The organism is Aeromonas sp. 82P, assembly GCF_051919365.1.
Taxonomy (GTDB): Bacteria; Pseudomonadota; Gammaproteobacteria; order Enterobacterales; family Aeromonadaceae; genus Aeromonas; species Aeromonas veronii.
Window position 1 is genome coordinate 1511985 of record NZ_JBQBEV010000001.1, and the last position, 20773, is coordinate 1532757.

Here is a 20773-nt window from a genome sequence, read left to right on the forward strand (position 1 = left end):
GTCGCCAACCATGAAGCGAGTGCTCTCCATTCAATCCCACGTAGTCTTTGGCTGTGCCGGCAACAGCGCCGCCGTTTTTCCCATGCGTCGCCTCGGGATCGAGGTGTGGCCGATGAACACGGTGCAGTTCTCCAACCACACCCAATACCGCGAAGGCTGGCAGGGGATGGTGATGCCAAGCGGTCATATCCGTCAGCTGGTGAACGGTCTGGCGGAGATCGGCGTGCTGGCCGAGTGCGATGCGATCTTGAGCGGCTACCTCGGCTCGGCCGAACAGGGGGAGGAGATCCTGGCGGCGGTGGCCCGGCTCAAGGCGCTCAATCCGGCCGCCCTCTATTTTTGTGACCCCGTGATGGGTCACCCCGACAAGGGGTGCATAGTGGCACCCGGCGTCGCCGATTTTCTGAAACACCGGGCACTGGCCTGTGCCGATATGCTGGCCCCCAATCTGCTGGAGCTGGAACAGCTCACCGGCCGCGATATCCGCAATGTGCCGGAGGCCATCGAGGCGTGCCAGCAGTTGCGCGCGCAAGGGGTCAAGCTGGTGATGGTCAAGCATCTGGGCAAGGCCGGCTTTGCCATGGACCGCTTCGAGATGCTGCTGGTGTGCGAGGAGGGGACTTTTCACCTCTCCCGCCCGCTCTACCCTTTTGCTCGCCACCCCATCGGGGTGGGGGATCTGCTGAGCGCCACCATGCTGGCCAATCTGCTGGCGGGTTGTACCCCGGTAGCGGCGTTCGAGCTTACCAACGCCAGCGTTGATGCAGTGCTGGCTCGCACCTGGCTGGCGGGGGCCTACGAGCTGCAACTGGTGGCGGCCCAGCACGAGATGGCGCTGCCGCAGGTCTCCATCCGGGCGACCCGCCTCTGAGCTGTTTGTACCAACAGCAGAAACAACAAAGCCCTGATCATCAGGGCTTTTTACATTGCAGATTCGAGGAGAGGGCTTAGTCCTGCGGGCTTTTGAGCGCCTTGACCACATCCTCTTTGGGCTCCAGCTCCTTGACCTGATTGAAGATCTCCAGCTCCCCTTGCAGGCTGACGGTGTAGGCATCGGCATCCTGATAGCTGCCGCTGCCAGCGCTCTCGATGATGACCACCAGCTCGGGCTGTTTGTCGCCATTCAAATCGACCAGTTTCAGCTCCCGGATAAAGCCGTTGCGGGCCATCACCTTGCCATCCTGAAACTCATCCAGTGGAAATTGGGCGTTCTGGCCCGAATAGAGCCGCACGTCATAGCTGCCGATGGAGGCGGGCTCACCGGCCCCCTGCGCCACCCGGATCACCTGCCCGGAGGGGAGGGTCAGTTGCTTGCTAAATCCCTCTTCGGCTTGTGCTTGTGCCGCCAGCGGCAGGGCCAGCAGCCCCGCCATCATCAATGCTCTGTTCATCTTGCAACCTCTTGCTGTCTCTTGAGTGCGGGCTCCCGGGGAGCCCGCCGTGATGTTGCTACCAGATCTTCACCCGCTTCTGGGGTGGCAGATAGAGCTTGTCCCCCGGCTGGATGTTGAATGCCTCGTAGAAGGCGGGAATGTTCGGCACCACGCCGTTGACCCGGTACTCGGGGGGCGAGTGGGGGTCGGAGCGCAGCAGCATCTGCATCAGCTCGGGGCGATACATCCCCTTCCACACCTGCGCCCAGCCGAGGAAGAAGCGCTGCTCGCCGGTAAAGCCATCCAGCACCGGCGCCTCCTTGCCATCCAGCGACAGCTCGTAGGCCTTGTGGGCGATGGTGAGGCCGCCCAGATCGCCGATGTTCTCCCCCAGGGTGAACTGGCCGTTGACGAACTGACCGTTGATCGGCTCGAAGCGGTTGTACTGGGCCACCAGACGGCTGGTGCGGAAGCGGAACTCCTTGAGATCCTGCGGTGTCCACCAGTCGCGCATCATGCCGTCGCCGTCGGATTTGGCCCCCTGATCATCAAAACCGTGGCCCATCTCGTGGCCGATCACCCCGCCGATGGCGCCGTAGTTGACCGCATCATCCGCCGTCATGTCGAAGAAGGGGGGCTGCAAAATGGCCGCCGGGAAGACGATCTCGTTGTTGCTCGGGTTGTAGTAGGCGTTCACCGTTTGCGGCGACATGTGCCACTCGTCCCGGTCGACCGGTTTGCCGAGGCGCGCCAGACTGTCTGCGTATTCAAAGGCTTGCGAGCGTTGCAGGTTGCCCACCAGATCATCCGGTTTGATGGCGATGGCGCTGTAATCCTTCCACTTGTCGGGGTAGCCGATCTTGGGGCGGAACTTGGCCAGCTTCTCGAGGGCCTGCGCCTTGGTCTCGGGCGACATCCAGTCGAGCTCCTTGATGCTCTGGCCGTAGGCGGTGCGCAGGTTCTCCACCAGCTGCTCCATCCGCTCCTTGGCCGCAGGCGGGAAGTAGCGGGCCACATAGAGCTGGCCGACCGCTTCACCCAGATGATCGTTCAGCACCCCGAGCGCCCGCTCCCAGCTGGCGCGCTGCTTGGGCGTGCCGCTCAATGTGGTGCCGTAGAAGGCAAAGTTGGCGCGGTCGGTCTCGCTGTCGAGATAGGGGGCGTAGTCGGTCAACAGTTGCCACTTGAGGTAGGCCTGCCAGTCGGCAATGGGGGTCTGGGCCATCACCTGATCCAGCGCGCTCAGATAGGTTGGCTGACCGATAATGAGCTCCGGCTGGCCAGCAATGCCCGCGGCATTGAGATAGGCCTGCCAGTCGAGATGGGGGGCGAGCCGTGCCAGTTCGCTGGCGGAGCGCTTGTTGTAGTTCTTCTCCCGATCCCGCAGGGCGACGTTGTCCCACTGGATGGTGGCGAGCCGGGTTTCGAGGGCCAGAATCCGTTTGGCCTTGCCGCTCGGGTCAGACTCACCGAGGCGGCTCAGCATGGCGGCGATATGCTGCTGGTACTTCTGGCGTAGGGCCTGACTCTCGGGATCCTGCTTGAGGTAGTAGTCCCGATCCGGTAGCCCCAAGCCCCCTTGGTAGAGGTAGACCGCATAGCGGTCAGGGGACTTGGCATCGGCATCGATCCAGATGCCGAACGGCGCGCCGCCGCCCATGCGGCCACTTTGGGCAAAGGCACGGGCCAGCGCGGCCTGATCACCGATCCGATCGATGTCGGCCAGCGCCGGTGCCAGCGGGGTAAGCCCCTTGGCGTCACGGCCTGCCTGATCCAGATAGCTGGCGTAGAGGTCGCGGATCTGCTGGGTCGGCGTGCCGGTGGCGGCCTCCTGCTTGGCCAGCCCCTCGACCAGCACCCGCACATCGGCGAGGGATTTGTCCCGCAGCATGTAGAAGGCGCCATCGGCGGGGCGATCGTCGGGGATCTTGGCGGTGGCGAGCCACTTGCCATTGACGTAACGGAAGAAGTCATCGCCGGGTTTGACCTGAGTGTCCATATTGGCCAGCGCCAGCCCGGAGTGTTTGGGGGAGTCTTGCGGTGCCTGACTGCAGCCAGCCAGCAGGGCCAGTCCAATCAGGCCGGCCAGTAAGCTTTTCTTATTGTTCATCTTGTTTGATTCCAATTCGGATTGTTTGCTTCCCTGCCCATCTTCCTTGCTCCAACCGGTTGTGCGACCGCCTTGCGGCCAGCCTGGTGGAGAGGGCGGGCGAGCCTCACTCTAGCAGCAGGGTTGCAGCTTGATAAGCCCGACTCTGCTAAGATCGGCCGGTCCGTTTTGGGGAAGCCTATGATTTCTCATCTTTATTCTCGCTTTTGTCTGACTATGCCAGCGCCGGAAGGTTCCACCGGTCTGCTGGTGGCCTTCAGTGGCGGCCTCGACTCCACCCTGCTGCTGGTGCTGGCGGCGCAGTATGCCCGCGAGCATGGCCTGCCAGTTCGCGCCCTGCACGTGCACCACGGCCTCAGTCCCCATGCCGATGAGTGGGTCGCTCATTGTGAAGCCGTGTGTCAGCAATTGGCGGTGGAGCTGCTGGTCGAGCGGGTGACTCTGGCCCGCGGCAATGGCGAGAGTCTGGAGGCGCAGGCCCGTACCGCCCGTTACCAGCGTCTGACCGCCCGGATGCGGGAGGGGGAGTGGCTGCTCACCGCCCACCATCAGGACGATCAGCTGGAGACCCTGCTGCTGGCCCTCAAGCGCGGCGCCGGTCTGCGCGGCTTGGCGGGGATCCTGCCAAGCCAGCCCTTTGCTGGCGGCCTGTTGCTGCGGCCGCTGCTCGATATGAGTCGCGCCGAGCTGGCCGAGGCGGCGGCGAGCCTCCCCTTTGGCTGGGTGGAGGATGAGAGCAATCAGGACGTGAGCTATGACCGCAACTTTTTGCGCCAGACGCTTATCCCCCAGCTCAAGGCGCGCTGGCCCGCCATGGCCCAGACTGCGGCGCGCAGCATGGCCCTGTGCGCCGAGCAGGAGGCGCTGCTGGACGAACTGGCAGAGAGTGACTGGCAGCTGGCGGGCGAGGGGGAGGCGCTCCATATCGGCCCGCTGCACGCCCTTTCACCCACCCGGCGCAACAACCTGCTGCGCTACTGGATCCGCCGTCAGGGGGGGAGATGCCATCCCGCGAGCAGCTTGCCCGGTTGTGGCAGGAGGTAGCGCTGGCGCGCGGTGATGCCAATCCCCAGCTCAACTGGGGGCACCAGAGCTGCCGCCGTTTTCAGGAGCGACTCTATCTGGTGAGCCCTGACCTGCAACCTTGCCATCAGGTATTGCCGCTGACCGTGGGTGAGCCGCTGGCCCTGCCGGACGGTTTGGGCGAGCTGGTGGTGCGCATGGCGGAGCACGGCGAGGATCTGCTGCGTTCCCCCCGGCCGGACGAGCCGCTCTCGGTGCGTTTTCAGGTAGTGCCCGGGATCCCCCTCAAACCGGTGGGGCGAAGCGGCAGTCGGCGGATGAAGAAGCTGCTGCAGGTATGGCGTGCCTTCGTGGCAGCGGGGGCGCATCCCCATCCTCTACTATGGCGAGCAGGCGGCGGCGGTGGTGGGGCTCTTTGTCTGCGACGGTTTTATGGCGCAGGGGGCCGGGCTGGTGTGCCACTGGCAGGGGAGCTGTGCAGCTCCGGTTTTGCCCGAGCAGGATCTTTCCTGAGGTGATCGGTGTGAGCGGGGACCCCAAAAAAAGAAGCTCCGGTCACATGGCGCGCATGTGCCGGAGCAAAGAAGAGTTCGGGATTATTCGTTAGGGCTGGCCTTGCCTGCTTTCTTGCGGGCGTAGAGGTGACTGTCGGCCGCCTCGTAGAGGCTCGGCACATCGACCCCGGATTGCCAGCTGGCGGCGCCAAGGCTGCATCCGACCGAGAAGGTGCTGAGCTCCTTGTTGGTCATCAGCATGTGCTGCAGTCGCAGCCAGACCGGGCGCCACGCCTCGGGTTCGGCCGGTTGCAGCAGCAGGGCAAATTCATCTCCCCCAAGCCGGAAGGCTTGATCCGTGCTGCGGATACACCCCTTGAGCAGCTGGGCGAAGCGGCTCAGCACCAGATCCCCCACCGGATGGCCCCAGGTGTCATTGATCTGCTTGAAGCGATCGAGATCCAGCAGCACCAGCACCAGACCGTGGGGCTCGCGGCTGTGCTGTTCGATGGCGCGACCGATGGCCTCGTCAAAGTAGGAGCGGTTGCCAAGGCCGGTCAGGTGATCGAGCCTGACCAGCTGATCCAGTTTTTCCAGCCGCAGATAGAGGGGCAGCAGCAGGCAGAGCAGCTGATGGTATTGCATCAGTACCCGTTGCTGGCTGCCGCTCATCGGATGTTCCAGCTCGTAGTGGAGCTGGCCGAGCAGCTGGCCATGCTGACCGCGCAGTTCGAACGGATAGTTGTGCAGGTTGAGGGTGGCCAGCGGCGGGTGCTGGATCAGCACATGGGGCTGGCCACAATCGAGGTAGAGACCGTGGATCCTGACAATTCTTGCCGCACGATCGGCAAAAGTTGTCAGCAGACCGCCGAGATCGCTCTGCCCCAACAACTGCTCGAGCAACTGGTTGCGTTCAACGCTGGGCAACGGCGTGAGCCGCTCCATCTGGCGAACCCACTGCTCGATGCCATGGCTAAAGCCATTAAGTGACGACGTATTTTCCATGGTCTTCCACCTGTAACACCTGACTACTGTCTCCTCCCTGCAATTGGCATGCCCAATATATCTTTCCTGCCCGCCAGATCGGCTGACTAAGCTTAAGTCGATAAAAGGAGAGGGAAATTTGTACACCGACCTGTTGATCCTGCTGTTCGCCGCCGTCCTGCTGGTGGCAACTTTCCGGCGCCTCGGCTTGCCGGTCATCCTTGCCTACCTGATTGCCGGCGTCTTGCTCGGCCCCCACGGGCTGGCGGTGATCACCGGCCAGTCGATCATGCAGACCATTGCCGAGCTGGGGATCGTCTTTCTGATGTTCTCGCTGGGGCTGGAGTTTTCTCTGCCGAAATTGCTGGCGATGCGCCGGTTGGTGTTGGGGGTCGGGATGTTGCAGGTGCTGCTCACGTCACTGCTTTTCTTCGCCATCGGCTGGTGGTGGGGGTTGGGTCTGGCCCAGTCGCTGGTGGTGGCGGGGACGCTAGCGCTCTCCTCGACGGCTGTGGTGATCAAGCAGCTCGGCGAGCAGAAGCAGCTCCATACCCGCCGCGCCCAGCTGGGGGTGAGCGTGCTGCTGTTTCAGGATCTGGCGGTGGTGCCCCTGCTGGTGATGATCCCGATCCTCGCCCAGCCGGAAGTGCAGGGGAGCGCCCTGGCCGCCGAGATCGCCTGGGCCACCCTCAAGGGGCTGTTTGCTCTCTTCACTCTGCTGGCGGTGGGCAAGTGGTTGCTGCCGCTGCTGTTTCACGAGGTGGCGCGAGCCCGCTCCGACGAGTTGTTCGTGCTGAGTGCCCTGCTGGTGGCACTGCTGGCTGCCTACATGACCCATTCGCTCGGGTTGTCGATGGCGCTGGGGGCATTTCTGGCTGGGATGATGCTGGGGGAGTCTCACTACCGTCATCAGCTGGAGGTGGACATCAAGCCCTTTCGCGACGTGCTGATGGGGCTCTTCTTTATCACCATCGGCATGGCCATGGAGTGGGAGCTGGTAGCGCGGGCATGGTGGCAGGTACTGATCTGCGTGGTGCTGCTGGTGCTCTGTAAATCCTTGCTGGTGCTGCTGGCCGGGCGGCTGATGGGGGAGCGCAAGCGCGACAGCATGGCCGCCGGCATCATGCTCAGTCAGGTGGGGGAGTTCGGCTTCGTGCTGCTGGCACTGGCGCTCCACCACGGCCTGCTGGATCAGCAGCTGGTCTCCCTGCTTATTGGCATCGGCATCATCTCCATCGCCATGACCCCCTGGCTGGTGACCCAGGCCCATTCGCTGGCCCGCAGCCTCACCGATCCGGCGCTGCTGACCCGCTCCGAGGTGGCCCAGTCGGGCCTGAGCAAAAACCAGCATGTCATCATCGCCGGCTTTGGCCGGGCCGGGCAGACCTGTGCCCGCTTTCTCAAGATCGAGGAGATCCCTTTTCTGGCCCTAGACCTCGACCCCGAGCGGGTGAGCGAGGCCAAGCTGGCGGGGGAGCAGGTGGCCTTTGGCGACGCCAGCCGCCGCGATATTCTGCTGGCCGCCGGGTTGTTGCGGGCACGGCTGGTGATCATCACCTTCGATGATCGCAAGCGGGTGGAGGCGATGCTGGCACTGATCCGCGAACTGGCGGGGGATCTCAAGGTGCTGGTGCGTACCCGCGATGACAGTTTTCTGGAGCAGTACAAGCAGGCGGGGGCCTTCGAGGTGATCCCCGAATCCCAGGAGGGGGCCCTGATGCTGGTCTCCCACCTGCTGCTCAATTGCGATATCCCTATCGGCCGGGTGATCCGTCGGATGGAGCTGGAGCGCAGCAGTCAGTATCGCTTCCTGCACGGCTTCTACTGGGGGGATCAGAGCGCCAGCAATCTGGAGGCAGATCAGCTGCTTGAACGCCTCCATCCGCTGTTGCTGCACGATCAGGCGTGGGCAGTAGGTCGTGAAGTGCGCGAGCTGCCGCTCGATGAGGTGCGGATCAAGGAGGTGCAGCGCGGGGATCAGAGCCTAGAGCCCAGACCCGAGCTGGTGCTGGCGGCTGGCGATCGGCTGATCCTGTTTGGTACCGTGGTGGCGATGGAGCAGGCGGAGCAGCGTTTGCTGGAGGGGCGCTGAGTTCCCTCGGACTCATCGGCCGCGCCCTTTATTCCCGCTCTTTTGGTAGCCCTTCGATATCGAGGAAGGCGACGACCCGCTCCCGCTCCCTCAGGGTGTCCTGATAGCCCAGCTTGATCAGCTGCTGACAATAACCCGGATAGAACATCAAAAAGCTGGCCAGACTGCTGGTCTCATCCCCCTTCACACCCAGCACCCGCAACAGGCGGCGCAACTTTAGCGGCAGTTTGCGCAGGTAGGCCAGTGCGATGGTATCGAGATCCTGACTCGGTTTCAGCACGCAGGTTTCCACCCGCTTCAGCTTGAGGCGGTTGCGTTCCCGCTCCGGGATCAGATCCAGAGTCTGGTTGATGCGCCACAGCCGCTCCAGATCGGAGTTGAGAGTGTCGGTAAAGACGGTATCGAGCAGATGGCTGGCGATATTGGAGCTGGTGAGATGGCCGTGATGATGGGTCGGCGCCGAGTGCGCTGGCGGATCCAGGGTGATCAACAGGAGCCGCTCCGCACCCAGATGGATGGCGGGGCTGAGCGGGCTCAGCTGGTGGATGGATCCGTCGCCGTAGAACTTCTCGCCGATCCGGGTGGCCGGAAAGACGAAGGGCAATGCCGAGGAGGCGAGCAGGTGCTCAGATGTAAGCACGGTGCGTACCCCGCGTCGTCTGGCTCGCTCCCAAGGATGGTGGTCGGCTCGCCCTTGAAAGAAGGTTGTGGAGAGGCCGTCATCGTAATCCGATGCCGTGATGGCCAGTGCCTCCAGACTGCCGTAGAGGATGTTGTCATCAATGCGGTGATAGTCGATGAGTTGATCCAGCAGGCGGTGCAGCGGCGCGTTGTCAAAGAGGTGAAAGGCGTGGTTGGTGTGGGGATTGATCAGCCCTGCCGACCCCTCGTACATCAGCCGCCACAGCAGGCGACCGGGATGAAAATCGAAGATGTGGTGGGTCTCGAAGCGGCGCCAGACCCACTCCAGCTTGCGCACCCCCAGATGGAAGCAGGAGGCGTAGCAGGCCAGCGCGGTGACATTGATGGCCCCCGCCGAGGTGCCACACAGGATGGGAAAAGGGATGCCGAGATTGCGCGGGTAGAGCTCCGCAATCGCTTTGAGGGCGCCGACCTGATAGGCGGCGCGAGCACCGCCACCGGTGAGCAACAATGCTGTATTGGGTCTGGCCATATGCTGGCGCCTTATCGTGTTCTGACAAGAATGTTCCCACTGACAAATTAACTATAAGGCGCTGTATCAAATATAAAAACGGGCGCTTGCCCGTTTTTTTCATGGCCCCATGTCAAAGGGCGCGGTGAGGATTTTCCGGTCGCGCCAGCTGATCGAAGGCGGCGAATACCGGGGCGCTGGCGAGGATGCGACCGTGGCCCAGTCCCCGGGTGCTCACCAGCCGGGTATGACCATCCTGACTGGCCCGCAAGGAATCGCCGTGCGGTGCAAATCTGTCCTCCTCGTCGTGCACGATCATCGCCGCGCCGCTGCGACTGGCGAGCCGCCCCAGCGGATCGACCGTGCTCAAGGGGTGCTGGTACTCTTGCTCAATCTCCTTGACCACCGCATCGAACAACCGGATGGAGTAGCCGGAGCGTGCCACCATGCCGTAGAGCTGGGGCACATAGTCGAGCACCGGTGAAATCAACAGCAGCGGCAGGGTATCGATACCCGGCTGACGGCTGGAGAGAGTGACGGCGCCTCCCATGCTGTGGGCGATGACCCCGTGCAGCGGGCCTGCTTCGCTGGCCAGCTTGGTCGCCAGCTTGGTCGCCAGCTCGTCGAAGGCGCGTACGAAGCGGGGCAGGTGGCCAGTGTTGCCTGCGCTCTGGCCGTGGGCCGGATGATCGTAGGCAATTGCGGTGAAACCCTGCGCGGCGATATGGCTCATCAGCGGATAGAACTGGCTGGCGCTGCCGGACCAGCCGTGCATCAGCAGCCACAGCGGCCCCTGACCGAGCCGATAGCTCATCAATACCCCTTCGCTGGTATGGACGGCCTGCTTCACCAGACCGGCTGGTTCGTGGCCACCGCGCTGGTTGCGCTGGGGGGTGAGCAGCAACTTGCTGGCGGTGCGCTTGGCATGGGTGGGGGCGAGTCTGTGGTGCAACCGGGTGCCGATCCCCAGCAGCCATTTGCTCGGGCTGAAGCGGCGGGTGTTGAAGTAGATCTTGCTGCTCATGGTCATCCTGTGGTTTTTATGTGCGAACGGTCGTGCTTTTTTGTCGGTTTTTAAAAAGTCGTGTTGAACGGATGCTAAAACATCAGCGCCAGCTGGCGAGCAGAGCATCCACTTCGGGCCAGAAGTGGCGAGCCGGATCCTGACACAGTTCGAGATCGTTGAACACCTGATCCGCCAGATAGAGGCCATAGAGGCGATAAACGGCGCGCCAGGGATCCATCTCGCGTCGCCACTCGCCTGCGGCCTGACCCTGCACCACCTGACGGGCCAGATAGTCGAGCCAGAAGCGCACCAGTTGCCGGGCGGCTTGCTGCACCTGGCTCTTTTGCTCATGGCCATCCTGCACCGAGGTCCAGGCGTCGAGGAACATGCAGCGTCCGGCGAAGCAGTGGTTCCAAGCCTGCCAGGCACGCAGCAGGGCGATCAGCTTGTCGTGCTGGCTCTGGTGCTCCTGCTGGCGTACCGGCTGGATCACCCGCAGCCGGAACACCTCGGCGGCGTACTCCAGCACGGCTATCTGCAGATTGTCTCGGGATTGAAAGTGGGCAAACAGGCCGCTTTTGGACATCTCGCAGGCGCTGGCCAGCGAGCCGATGGTCAGGCTCTCCAGCCCTTGCTGGCTCGCTTGCTCAAAGGCTTTCTGTAAAATGTTTTCCCGGGTCAGGCGCCCCTTGCTCATCACTCTCTCCTCGTTGGCGCTGGCAGCATAAAGTACGATCGTGCTAATTGTCGAGCAACAAATAGCCAGCATGGCTGGCTATGTCGTCTCGCGCGTGTCACTGCGCGCGGTGTTCAGCTCTCCTTGATATCGAGCTGTTGCAGGGCGATGACTGCCTGAGTGCGGTTCTTGACGCCCAGTTTTCTGAAGATGGCGGTGATATGGGCCTTGATGGTGGCCTCGGAGACATTGAGCTCCCAGGCGATCTGCTTGTTCAGGCTGCCATCGCGCAGCATGATCAGCACCTTGTACTGCTGGGGGGTGAGGCTGGCCAGCTTGCTGGCGAAATCGGGGCCATCTTCCGATTCGGGATGAAGCGAGATGCCTTCCGGCACCCAGTTATCCCCCCCGATCACCGTATTGAGGGCGTTGACCAGCTCCTTCATCGGCACCGATTTGGGAATGAAGCCGAGCGCACCGAGCCGCAGCACCTGTTGGATGATGGCCGCATCTTCCGAGGCGGAGACCACCACGATAGGCAGGTCGGGATACTGGCCGCGCAGGTGGGCCAGCCCCTCGAAGCCATTGGCTCCCGGCATCTTGAGATCGAGCAGCAACAGGTCGACCTCGGGGTGCTCGCCGAGCAGGTTGGTCAGGCTGTCGATGGAGTCCGCTTCCAGCAATTGAGCGTCGTTGATGGCCATGTGCACCGCTTGGTAAAGGGCGCCCCGAAACAGGGGGTGGTCATCTGCGATGACGATGGTAAATTGGCTGTCCATATTTCGGTTAATGGCTCACATTGTTGCTAACTGATTGTTTTGAAAAATCAAACTAGCATCGCTCACCAAGAGGGTCAAACCCGCCGGTGCGCAAATGTGAAGCGACCATCGGATGTTTTGCCATCAGGGCAGATCGGCCGGTCGCAGGCAACTCATGCAGGAGGCAACAGATGGGATCCTTGGTATTGGCGGTGGGCACCGGCTCCACCTGGGCGATGCGGGCGGCACTGGTGCTCGCCATGAGCGGGCTGACGTGGCAGGAGCAGGTGTTCGATCTGGAGGATGCCAAGTCGCTGGCGCGGCTCAAGCGGCTGGCACCGGCTGGGCTGGTGCCCTGGCTCGAACACGATGGCGTGCGGGTTCACGACTCGCTGGCCATCGCCGAATATGTTCACGAGCTCTGTCCCGACCGTCAGCTCTATCCCGTTTCGCTGGCCGAGCGGGCACAGGCTCGCAGCCTCTGCGCCGAGTTGCATGCAGGATTTCGGCAGATCCGTTCTCTGCTCCCCTTCTTTCTTGGGGCACCAACCCGTATCGATCCCCCGGTGGAGGCGGTCGGCGAGCTGGCCCGTTTGCAGGAGATCTGGTCGCAGGCGCGGGGCCCCTTCTACTTTGGCGAGGCGGGCATTGTCGATGCCTTCTATGCGGTGATGGCCTATCGGTTGGCCAGCTATGGCATCCTGTTGCCCGGTCAGGCCGGAGCCTATCAGCAGGCGCTGCTCTCTTGGCCTCTGTGGCAAGAGATGTTGGTCAAGGCGCGGTTGCAGTGGCCAGCGGCGGCGCGCCAGCCACAGTGAACCGTGGCAGATAGATAAACGAGAGAGGGGAGTCAGTGGCTCCCCTCTCTGTTGCTGGTCAATGTGGCTCAAGGGTTACTTCTGCCGACCGGCAAAGACCACCACCACCTTGTCATCCCCCTTCTCCCGCACGAAGGCGTAGGGTGCATCCGAGAGTTTCTGGTGACTGCCTGCCGCAATGGCCGGATGGGCGGCGCGGAACTGGCCCAGTTGCTGCCAGTGCTTGACCAGCTCAGCCTTGTCTCCGCTGGCCAGCTCCTGCCAGTTCATATCCGAGCGCAACGCCTGATCGAACACTCCGCCATCCTTGGCAAGCCCGCGGCCGGACTCGTCGCCGTAGTAGAGCTGGATGCCGCCCGGCAGCAGCATAAAGCTGTTGGCGACCCGGCGCTGTAGCGGCACATCCTGATAGTCGCCAAAGAACAGCTTGGTGTCGTGGGAGCTGATGTAGCTCAACACGTTGAACTCGGGATCCTGATTGATACGGCTGGCGTAGCTGGCATAGGTGGGCTCGGCGCTGGCCATGCACTGGGCCTGGGGCAGGGCAAACTCGCGCTGATAGTCGAAGTTGATCAGGGAATCGAAACCGTTCTGATACCAGAAATCCTTGGCCACCCCGTGATCCCACACCTCACCCACCATGTAGAAGGGCAGAGCGTCGAGGGCCTTGTCCGGGTTGGCGGCTTTCCACTCCTTGAGTGCAGCGGTGCCCGCCTGCTTGAGCTTGGCCCACACTTCGGGCTCCAGATGCTTGACGGTGTCGGCGCGGAAGCCGTCGATGCCAAAGCGGCGCACCCAGTCGGTGTGCCAGGCGATGAGATAGTCACTCACGGTAGTGTCGGGCAGCGCCTTGGCGAGGGTGTCTTTTTTCGCGGCCAGCAATGGCGGCAGCCCTACCGGTTTGGCCGATTCGGTCAGAAAGTCCGGCAGCCCCGCCACCGAGCCGGTGACATCGTCGGTGCCGGGCTGCGGGTAGCCGGGCAGACCGGCGCGCACCCAGTCACCACTCCACCACTTGTTCCACGCGGGTGATTGATAGTCGATGAACTGGTTGTAGCCATGCCAGTTAAGGCCGCCGCTCGGGCGCCACTGGTTCCAGACGGTTGGCAGTTTGCTGCTGTTCTGGGTCAGTTCGGTGAGCCCGAGATCTTGCAGATCGGCGAGGGTGGCGTAACCGGCGTGGTTCATCACCACGTCGAGGATGATCCGCATGCCGCGCTTGTGGGCCTCGTCCACCAGGGTTTTCAGGCTCTCTTCATCGCCGTAGTTGGGGTCAATCTTGGTGAAGTCGAGCGCCCAGTAGCCGTGGTAGGCGTAGAAGGGGAAGTTGCCCTGCTCGCCACCGCCGATAAAGCCGTGCACCTGCTCCACCATGGGGGTGATCCAGATGGCGTTCATGCCGAGGCTCTTGATGTAGTCGAGCTTCTCGGTCAGCCCCTTGAAGTCACCGCCGTGCCAGGTGGCCACCTCGTCCTGACCATCCTTCTGGCGGCCGAAGCTGTGGTCGTTGGCAGGGTCGCCGTTGTGGAAGCGATCGGTCAGCAGGAAATAGACGCTCGCATGATCCCAGCTGAACGGTGCTGACTTGGCTGCCTTGACCGGCTCGAGCAGCAGCAGGCCGCCGCTCTCTTTGCTCGGGGTCAGGGTCAGCTTGCCCTGTTTGACCTCCGCCTCCTGTTTCGAGTAGGCATCCCGCAGTCGGGTGCCGTCGGGCCAGACCCCTTTGAGCGACACAGTGACCGGGCCGCCATTCCAGCTGATGCAGGGCTCTTGTGGTGGCTGGCGCTTGAACTCGCTCTTCTTGGTCGCCCGCAGCACCTTGAGGCTGGGAGTATCCGGGTTGAAGGTGAACTGATACTCCCCGGCCAGCATCACCCGCAGGGTAAAGCTCTGATCCTTACTGCATTTGTCCATTGGTTGGGCGGTGCCGAAGGGAAGTTGCTTGCTCTCGCTCGGGCCAAAGCTGGTGCCGCAACTGTTGCCTGCGTCGCTGATGCGGATCTGGTGGCTCCCCTTGGCAAGGGGATGGGTCAGCTCCACCGTGCCCTTGTCCAGCGCGATCGGAGTCGCCACCGGCTGACCATCCACATAGAGGCGAACCTCGGGGGCGGCTATCGCCTGTTGGATGAACAGAGGGGCGGCCAGCAGGGCGAGCCAGAGAGGGGATAAGTGATGAGCACGACGCATAAGCCATTCCTTGAGCAGGGCAGTTCGGACAAGGGCCCATTCTAGGAGCAGCAAAGCGCGCCTTGGATCGGCAAAACGCCGATTTGTGACATCAGTTCAAATGGTTACGTTTTCAAGCCGAGGAAAGTGTGACGGGGAAGTGGTGGGATGCTTTGTCGATAAAAATAGCGGCCATAAAAAAATGCCGGTCAGGTGACCGGCATTTGGTGTATCAGGCATTGTCGTCACATCAGACGGTGAAAAACTTGAAGTTGACGAAGGCCACCGCGATGAAGGAGGCCACCATGCCGCTGATGCAGAGCACAGCAGGGCGGATGGCTGGCCAGCGATGGGTCAGCAGAATGATGGCCAGCAGGGTCGGGTAGAGCCCGAACATGTAGCGTGGCATGGCGTTGAGGCCGGTCATCAGCGGGATGGTGCAGCAGATGAACATCAGGGTCGCTTCCGCCCAGCGTTTCTGGCTGAACAGGTAGCCGTTCAGGCACCAGCCGAAGATCACCATGATGGAGAGATAAGCCTTGCGGCCGCCCAGCTCGAAACCGCTCAGCCACCAGTCCAGCGGGCTGTCCATGTAGCGACCCCACGCCACCTGAATGTGCTTGAAGGCAAAGGCATCGCCGGTCAGATGATAGAGGTAGACCATGTAGGCAAACAGGCCAAACGGGATCATCCAGAGGGTGAACACCACCTTGAAGGCGCGCTCGGTGAAGTGGAAAAATTCCCGCCAGCCGTAAGCCTGCAGCGCCAGGATCAGCACCGGGAAGACCATCATCACCCCCAGATTGCGGGTGGCGGAGATACAGACCCCCAGCACAGCCACCATCAGCCACTGCTCCCGATAGGCGAACAGGAACATCCCCAGCATCAGCGCCATAAAGGTCGACTCGGTATAACCGGAGACGAAGTAGGCGGAGAAGGGGGAGAAGGCGAGCAGCCAGACGCCGAAGCGGGCGGTATCGTCCCCCAGCTTGAGCTGACGCAACACCAGCAGCATCAGCGGCAGGCTGGCGAAGAAGGAGATATTGGTAACAATGATGAGGCCGATCAGGCTCTCGACATTGAACAGGTTGGAGATGGCACCGGAGACCATCGGATAGAGCGGCATAAAGGCCCAGTTGGCCGCATTGCCCTTGCTCAGCCAACGCGGGTAGAGATCGTATCCGTTCTCGATGATGCGCTGGAACCAGACGCAGTCGAACTGACAATAGGCCTGCAGCGGGCCTATGTCGGGGGAGCCATAGAGCTGGACACCGAAGTAGCCCATGCCATACAGCGCCACCCGGCTCAGCATGAAGGCGGCGATGATCATCAGCCAGTCACGACCGCTGATGCGCAGTGACGGGCGATAGGGGAGTGCAGCCCCGGTTAGCGGGACAGTATTAGTCATATCATTCATCAGGCAAAAACCCAGACGCGAGAGAGAACGTAAGTGAGGACGGTAACGGTCAGGGTGGCGATGACCACCGGCAGCAGACCGGAGAGCCCTGCAAACAGCAGGCCGCTCAGGATCAGGTTACGCACCGCCAGCGAGAAGAGGGCGACCAGCAGAAACTTGCTGGCGGCTCCCTGCTTTTGGAAGGTGATGTAGCGGTGACCAAAGAAGGAGAACCAGAACGCGATGGCAAAAGCCAGCGTGGTAACCAGGTGCTCCGAGATGGTGGGCCAGGTATGAAACAGTGCGATGGAGGTGCCAAGGTCGACGAGGGTAGCCCCCCCGCCGACAAAACCGAAACGTACCAGCCGCCAGAATTCCTCGCGGGAGATCATTGAGGCGCTTACTCCTGCTGCTCTTGCGGGTTGCTGTCAGCGCTCTGCGGTTTGGCCGCATCCTGCTTGGCATACTGGCCATAGACCCCTTCAATGAGGTAGACCGGGCGCTGTTTCACTTCCACGAACATGCGGCCGATGTACTCGCCGATGATGCCGAGCGACAGCAGCTGGATACCGCCGAGGAACAGCACTACAGACATCAGGGAGGCGTAACCGGGCACGTCGATGCCGAAGAAGACCACCTGGGTCACGATCTTGAGGATGTAGAGGAAGGCGACGAAGGAGACGCCGACACCCACATAGCTCCAGACCCGCAGCGGCCAGCTGGAGAAGCTGAGCAGACCGTCAAGGGCGAAGTTCCACAGTTTCCAGTAGTTGAACTTGGTTTCACCGGCGTGACGGGCCGGGCGCTCGTAGGGGACGCCAACGGCACGGAAACCGGCCCAGACAAACAGACCCTTCATGAAGCGGTTGCGCTCCGGCAGCAGCTTGATCGCCTCGACCACGCGACGGTCGATCAGGCGGAAGTCACCGGCGTTTTCCGGCAGCTTGGTGCTGGTGGAGAGGGCGTTGAAGAAGCGGTAGAAGCCACCGGCAGTCAGGCGCTTCATCGGGGTATCGGCGCTGCGATCGACGCGGATGCCGTAGACGGTGTCATAGTCACCGGTCTGCCACAGTTTGACGAATTCCAGGATCAGGGCGGGAGGATCTTGCAGATCCACGTCCATCGGCACGATGGCATCCCCTTTGGCCTGATGCAGACCGGCAGTCAGGGCCGCCTCTTTACCGAAGTTGCGCGCCAGGTTGACCAGTGTCACGCGCGGGTCACGGGCGATGGCCTGTTCGACCACTTCACGGGTGCGGTCACGGCTGCCATCGTTGACGAATACAATTTCAAGCTGGTCTTTCAGCGGGGCCAGTTCGTTGTCTATCGCGTTGATGAAGGCATCGATGCTCTCTTCCTCGTTGTAAACGGGAACGACCAGAGAGAGTCGAAAATCTGGATGCGACATAAGAACGTCCTTATTTGGGATAGTTGTTTTTATAAAATGGTATTCGGGGCAAGGATCACTGGGCTACGGTCAAACGTACCGACTGCACATTGATGGGGGTCGGGGCCGAGAGCGCCAGAAAATTGGGGTGCTTGGGGTCTGCCGTGAGCGAGTCGCCGGGCAGACTGAGACGGATTTCGTTGATACCCGCCTTGGCCAGTTTCACCGTGGTGGTGAAGTCGTGACCCAGCGCCACTTTCAACAGGGCCCCGGCTTGCGGGCTGTTGATGCGGGCGTGTACGGTGAGCTGATCCGGATTGGCCGCCTGTTTGGGCAGCACGAAATAGAGACCGCCCTGACCGCTGAGCAGGGTGCCTTCATCGCTCGGCTTCTTGGCCCAGCCTTCGCTGGAGAGAAAGCGGCTCGGCTTGGTCAGATTGAGCTCGTTACCCGGCTGATAGGTCATGCTGGAGTTGTGTTCCCAGAAGCGGGTTTTGCCTTCCAGATAATAGAGTTTGTAGGCCAGGCTCACGTTGGGGTGAGCAGCCAGATAGAGGGTGTAAAGATAAAAACCGCTTAACGCCAGAATGGCAGTCAAAAAACCGAACTTTTTGTACGTCATATCACTCTCTACGCCTGACAGAATTGGTAGGCCGATGTCGCGCATATGCTAATCCAATTGCAAAAAAAGCATAGTGGATCACAAAAAAATATTTGGTCACATATTAACCCCTTTTTCCCTCTGTTCCAAATGTTGCTGTTTGCTGGTCAAACAAGGCTGGCGGGGCGCAAGTAGCCAGTGGCAAGGGGCGCTCCGGCAGGCAGTTTGGCAGATAGAGATACATTGCTGCGTCATTTTCTAGCGGATGCGATAGTCCGCTGGCCTCTATCGCCATTTTGCAGGGGGCGATTTATGATGACTCACCTTTTCGTCAAGGATGACCTATGAAGTGGCTCTCCCTCTCTCTGCTGTTTGGATTATGGGCGCCAATGGCCTTTGCCAAGGCGCTTTGCCCCGAGCCCATTCAGGTCGGTTACGATAACTGGCCCCCTTACCATTACTATGAGGCTGACTCACCGCAACAGGTGCGCGGTTATGCCGTCGAGGTGCTGACGGCCGTGCTCACCGCCATGCACTGCAAGGTCAACTATGTGGAGCTGCCCTGGAAGCGGGTACTGCATGAGATGGAGTTCGGCGAGATAGACATGGCAATGGAGGCAAACATCAACGATGAGCGCGCCCGTTATGCCTGGTTTTCCGACTCCTACAACCCGGGACGCACCTTGCTGTGGGTCAGCAAGGGCAGCCACTATCCCGAGCAGGATCTGGCGAGCTGGCTGGCCAAGGGGTACTCCCTCGGCGTCACCAAAGAGTACTTTTATGGGGATGAGGTGATGTCGCTGCTCGGCCGATATGCCAAACAGGTGAGTGCGGTAAGCGACAAGCAGAATTACGAGAAGCTGGCCCGCGGGCGCATCGACGGTTTCCTCGGCGACATGCTGGCGACACCCAGCGCCCTTAACAAGGAGGGGCTGAGCGGTCTGTTCACCAGCCACCCCATGGTGGTATCTGAATCGCCGAGCTTCTTTATGTTGGGCAAGCGCAGCGTTTCGCCGCAGTTCTTGCAACAATTCAATCAGGCGTTGGCGCGGTTCAAGGAGACAGATGCGTATGACATTATCTGGCAGCGTTATGCCCCCGGGCGCTAGCAAAGTATTGGCCGTTCACGCATCATGAGCGGCCTGAGCATCGGGTCTGCTTGTCAGGCCCGACAGAGTGAACAAACCGTTTTGAGGTACCCATGGGGATGAAGTATTGGCTGGCCCTTGCCAATCTGGTGTGGCTGGGATGTTTGCCCGCTGGCGCGGTACATGCGACCGAAGCACAAGTTGTGGTGGCGGCCAGTGAAACCGGGCATGACTGGTATCAGGGCCGTCGGGCCGAACAGGCCCGTGTCGAGCTGGAGCAGCAGTTGCAAGAGGCTGTGCTGGCTCAGCTGCACCCCGATTTTTTCACCTTGTGGAAGCGCCTGCAGGCCGCCCCTGCCGCCAAGCGTGGCGCCATCTATGATGACATTTTTGCCAAGCTGAGCCGTTTCCAGCATGCCTGGCGGGGGATGGATCTGGTCTCTCGCGAGCAGATGAAGACCCTCAAGCTCGATTTGAATCGCCCTGTGGTGACCAAGCCCGGCAGTGATGACCTGCTCACCCAGGTGAAATCCCTGCGCCCCCAGGTGGCGGAATACGAGGCGGTGCGGGCCAAAGTGCACAAGCTGCTGGCGATGCCGATGGCCAGCAAGTGGCCGACCCTTGATATGCCGACCCTGCGGGCCGGAGAGAGCGCCGCCGAGCTTGGCCAGATCCGCGCCATGCTCAACGAGCTGGGCGACAGTGCCCCGAGCCATGGTGATCTGATTTACGATGGCGATACCGAGCAGGCCATCAAACAGTTCCAGCGTCGTCATGGCCTTACCGCTGATGGCATCATCGGCCGTCAGACTCGCTCCTGGCTCAATACCGGCCCGCAAGTGCGCGCCAGCCTGCTGCTGCGCAACCTGTGGCGTCGCGATCTGGTGGATCAGCTCGCCGCTGGCCGCTACGTGCTGGTCAATATTCCCGACTACCGCCTGAGTGTGGTGGAGTCCGGCAACGAGGTGTTCACCAGCCGGGTCATCGTCGGCAAGGAGCAGCGGGCCACCCCCATTCTGGCCAGCGAAATTCGCTCCATCGTGCTCAACCCCTCCTGGCATGTGCCGCGCTCGATCCTGAGCAAGGACATTCTGCCCAAGCTCGGCCGTGATCCTGCCTACCTCAATCGTGAGCAGTTCGAGGTGATCGACAGCGAGGGTAACCCGGTGCAGTTCACCGAAGAGGGTTGGCATCAGGCGCTGGCCGCCGGTTTCCCCTATCGCCTGCGGCAAAAACCGGGTGATCACAATGCCCTGGGGCGCTACAAGTTCTACCTGCCCAACAATGACGCCATCTATCTGCACTCCACTCCGCGCAAGGCGCTGTTCGAGCAGGGGGCGCGCGCCTTCAGTTCGGGCTGCATCCGGGTGGAACATGCGGACGATCTGGCCGAGCTGTTGCTGGCCGATTCCCGCTATCAGCCGGACAAGGTGGCCAATATCCTCAAGGAGAGCCAGACCAAATGGTTGCCGCTCACCACGCCGATCCCGGTCTTTACCGTCTACTGGAGCAGCTGGATCGACGAAAATGGTCGCCAGCAACTGCGCAACGACATCTACGGATTTGATCGGGTCAGCTTCCAGAGCCGCCTGCTGTGATCCCTGCCACAGAGTGAAAAGCCCGGCCTGTGCCGGGCTTTTCTGTGGGC

Annotated in this window: 17 protein-coding genes and 1 pseudogene; 6 read left to right on the forward strand and 12 right to left on the reverse strand. The window is 61.6% G+C overall.

The window, feature by feature from the left end; genetic code table 11:
• The first annotated feature begins 10 nt into the window (after window positions 1–10).
• Window positions 11–871 (forward strand): pyridoxal kinase PdxY, encoded by an 861-nt coding sequence (gene pdxY, locus ACTG2S_RS07115; RefSeq protein WP_042079858.1) that lies wholly within the window; start codon window positions 11–13, stop codon window positions 869–871.
• 76 nt (window positions 872–947) lie between these two features.
• Here pdxY and ACTG2S_RS07120 read toward each other — a convergent pair whose 3' ends face one another.
• Together ACTG2S_RS07120 and ACTG2S_RS07125 are read right to left on the reverse strand one after the other, a co-directional pair.
• The gene (locus ACTG2S_RS07120) at window positions 948–1391 is read right to left on the reverse strand and encodes a PliI family lysozyme inhibitor of I-type lysozyme (protein ID WP_274160672.1); all 444 of its coding nucleotides are present in this window, start codon (window positions 1389–1391) and stop codon (window positions 948–950) included.
• Between the two features lie 58 nt (window positions 1392–1449).
• Window positions 1450–3483 carry a M13 family metallopeptidase gene (locus tag ACTG2S_RS07125; protein WP_274160673.1) on the reverse strand — a complete coding sequence of 678 codons (2034 nt, stop codon included), beginning with the start codon at window positions 3481–3483 and terminating at the stop codon, window positions 1450–1452.
• Window positions 3484–3663: 180 nt separating this feature from the next.
• Between ACTG2S_RS07125 and tilS the strand changes: the two are divergent.
• A pseudogene (gene tilS, locus ACTG2S_RS07130) lies at window positions 3664–5019 on the forward strand (tRNA lysidine(34) synthetase TilS).
• A gap of 83 nt (window positions 5020–5102) precedes the next feature.
• On the opposite strand, the gene ACTG2S_RS07135 reads toward tilS, so the two are convergent.
• Window positions 5103–6005: a GGDEF domain-containing protein gene (locus ACTG2S_RS07135; RefSeq protein ID WP_043818917.1), complete on the reverse strand. Its 903-nt coding sequence runs from the start codon at window positions 6003–6005 to the stop codon at window positions 5103–5105.
• Between the two features lie 118 nt (window positions 6006–6123).
• On the opposite strand from ACTG2S_RS07135, the gene ACTG2S_RS07140 reads away from it, so the two are divergent.
• Complete coding sequence (locus ACTG2S_RS07140; protein WP_005338473.1) at window positions 6124–8076, forward strand: monovalent cation:proton antiporter family protein; 1953 nt, start codon at window positions 6124–6126, stop codon at window positions 8074–8076.
• Between the two features lie 28 nt (window positions 8077–8104).
• On the opposite strand, the gene ACTG2S_RS07145 is transcribed toward ACTG2S_RS07140, so the two are convergent.
• The 4 genes from ACTG2S_RS07145 to ACTG2S_RS07160 form a co-directional block, all read right to left on the reverse strand.
• A complete protein-coding gene (locus tag ACTG2S_RS07145; protein ID WP_274160675.1) occupies window positions 8105–9250 on the reverse strand; it encodes a patatin-like phospholipase family protein in 1146 nt (381 codons plus the stop codon).
• A 112-nt stretch (window positions 9251–9362) separates the two neighbouring features.
• Window positions 9363–10253, reverse strand: coding sequence for an alpha/beta hydrolase (locus tag ACTG2S_RS07150; RefSeq protein ID WP_274160676.1), 891 nt, complete (start codon window positions 10251–10253; stop codon window positions 9363–9365).
• A gap of 82 nt (window positions 10254–10335) precedes the next feature.
• Window positions 10336–10932 (reverse strand): TetR/AcrR family transcriptional regulator, encoded by a 597-nt coding sequence (locus ACTG2S_RS07155; protein WP_274160677.1) that lies wholly within the window; start codon window positions 10930–10932, stop codon window positions 10336–10338.
• Between the two features lie 113 nt (window positions 10933–11045).
• On the reverse strand, window positions 11046–11690 hold the full coding sequence (locus tag ACTG2S_RS07160; RefSeq protein WP_076492859.1) for a response regulator: 645 nt from the start codon (window positions 11688–11690) through the stop codon (window positions 11046–11048).
• 170 nt (window positions 11691–11860) lie between these two features.
• Here ACTG2S_RS07160 and ACTG2S_RS07165 point away from each other — a divergent pair, with 170 nt between their 5' ends.
• The gene (locus ACTG2S_RS07165) at window positions 11861–12487 is read left to right on the forward strand and encodes a glutathione S-transferase (protein ID WP_201955244.1); all 627 of its coding nucleotides are present in this window, start codon (window positions 11861–11863) and stop codon (window positions 12485–12487) included.
• A 75-nt stretch (window positions 12488–12562) separates the two neighbouring features.
• Here ACTG2S_RS07165 and ACTG2S_RS07170 read toward each other — a convergent pair whose 3' ends face one another.
• The 5 genes from ACTG2S_RS07170 to ACTG2S_RS07190 form a co-directional block, all read right to left on the reverse strand.
• On the reverse strand, window positions 12563–14674 hold the full coding sequence (locus ACTG2S_RS07170) for an alpha-amylase (protein WP_439982211.1): 2112 nt from the start codon (window positions 14672–14674) through the stop codon (window positions 12563–12565).
• Window positions 14675–14903: 229 nt separating this feature from the next.
• Window positions 14904–16070 (reverse strand): hypothetical protein, encoded by a 1167-nt coding sequence (locus ACTG2S_RS07175; RefSeq protein WP_439982212.1) that lies wholly within the window; start codon window positions 16068–16070, stop codon window positions 14904–14906.
• A complete protein-coding gene (locus tag ACTG2S_RS07180) occupies window positions 16070–16441 on the reverse strand; it encodes a GtrA family protein (RefSeq protein ID WP_005338463.1) in 372 nt (123 codons plus the stop codon). Before ACTG2S_RS07180 ends, ACTG2S_RS07175 begins: the two co-directional genes overlap by 1 nt.
• An 8-nt stretch (window positions 16442–16449) precedes the next feature.
• On the reverse strand, window positions 16450–17457 hold the full coding sequence (locus tag ACTG2S_RS07185) for a glycosyltransferase family 2 protein (RefSeq protein ID WP_439982213.1): 1008 nt from the start codon (window positions 17455–17457) through the stop codon (window positions 16450–16452).
• A 55-nt stretch (window positions 17458–17512) separates the two neighbouring features.
• Window positions 17513–18058, reverse strand: a complete 546-nt coding sequence (locus tag ACTG2S_RS07190) for a hypothetical protein (protein WP_042058565.1) — start codon at window positions 18056–18058, stop codon at window positions 17513–17515.
• Window positions 18059–18381: 323 nt separating this feature from the next.
• Between ACTG2S_RS07190 and ACTG2S_RS07195 the strand changes: the two genes are divergently transcribed.
• Both ACTG2S_RS07195 and ACTG2S_RS07200 read left to right on the forward strand, forming a co-directional pair.
• Complete coding sequence (locus ACTG2S_RS07195) at window positions 18382–19146, forward strand: substrate-binding periplasmic protein (RefSeq protein WP_439982214.1); 765 nt, start codon at window positions 18382–18384, stop codon at window positions 19144–19146.
• Window positions 19147–19238: 92 nt separating this feature from the next.
• Window positions 19239–20723 (forward strand): L,D-transpeptidase family protein, encoded by a 1485-nt coding sequence (locus ACTG2S_RS07200; protein WP_042657994.1) that lies wholly within the window; start codon window positions 19239–19241, stop codon window positions 20721–20723.
• The last annotated feature ends 50 nt before the right edge of the window (window positions 20724–20773 follow it).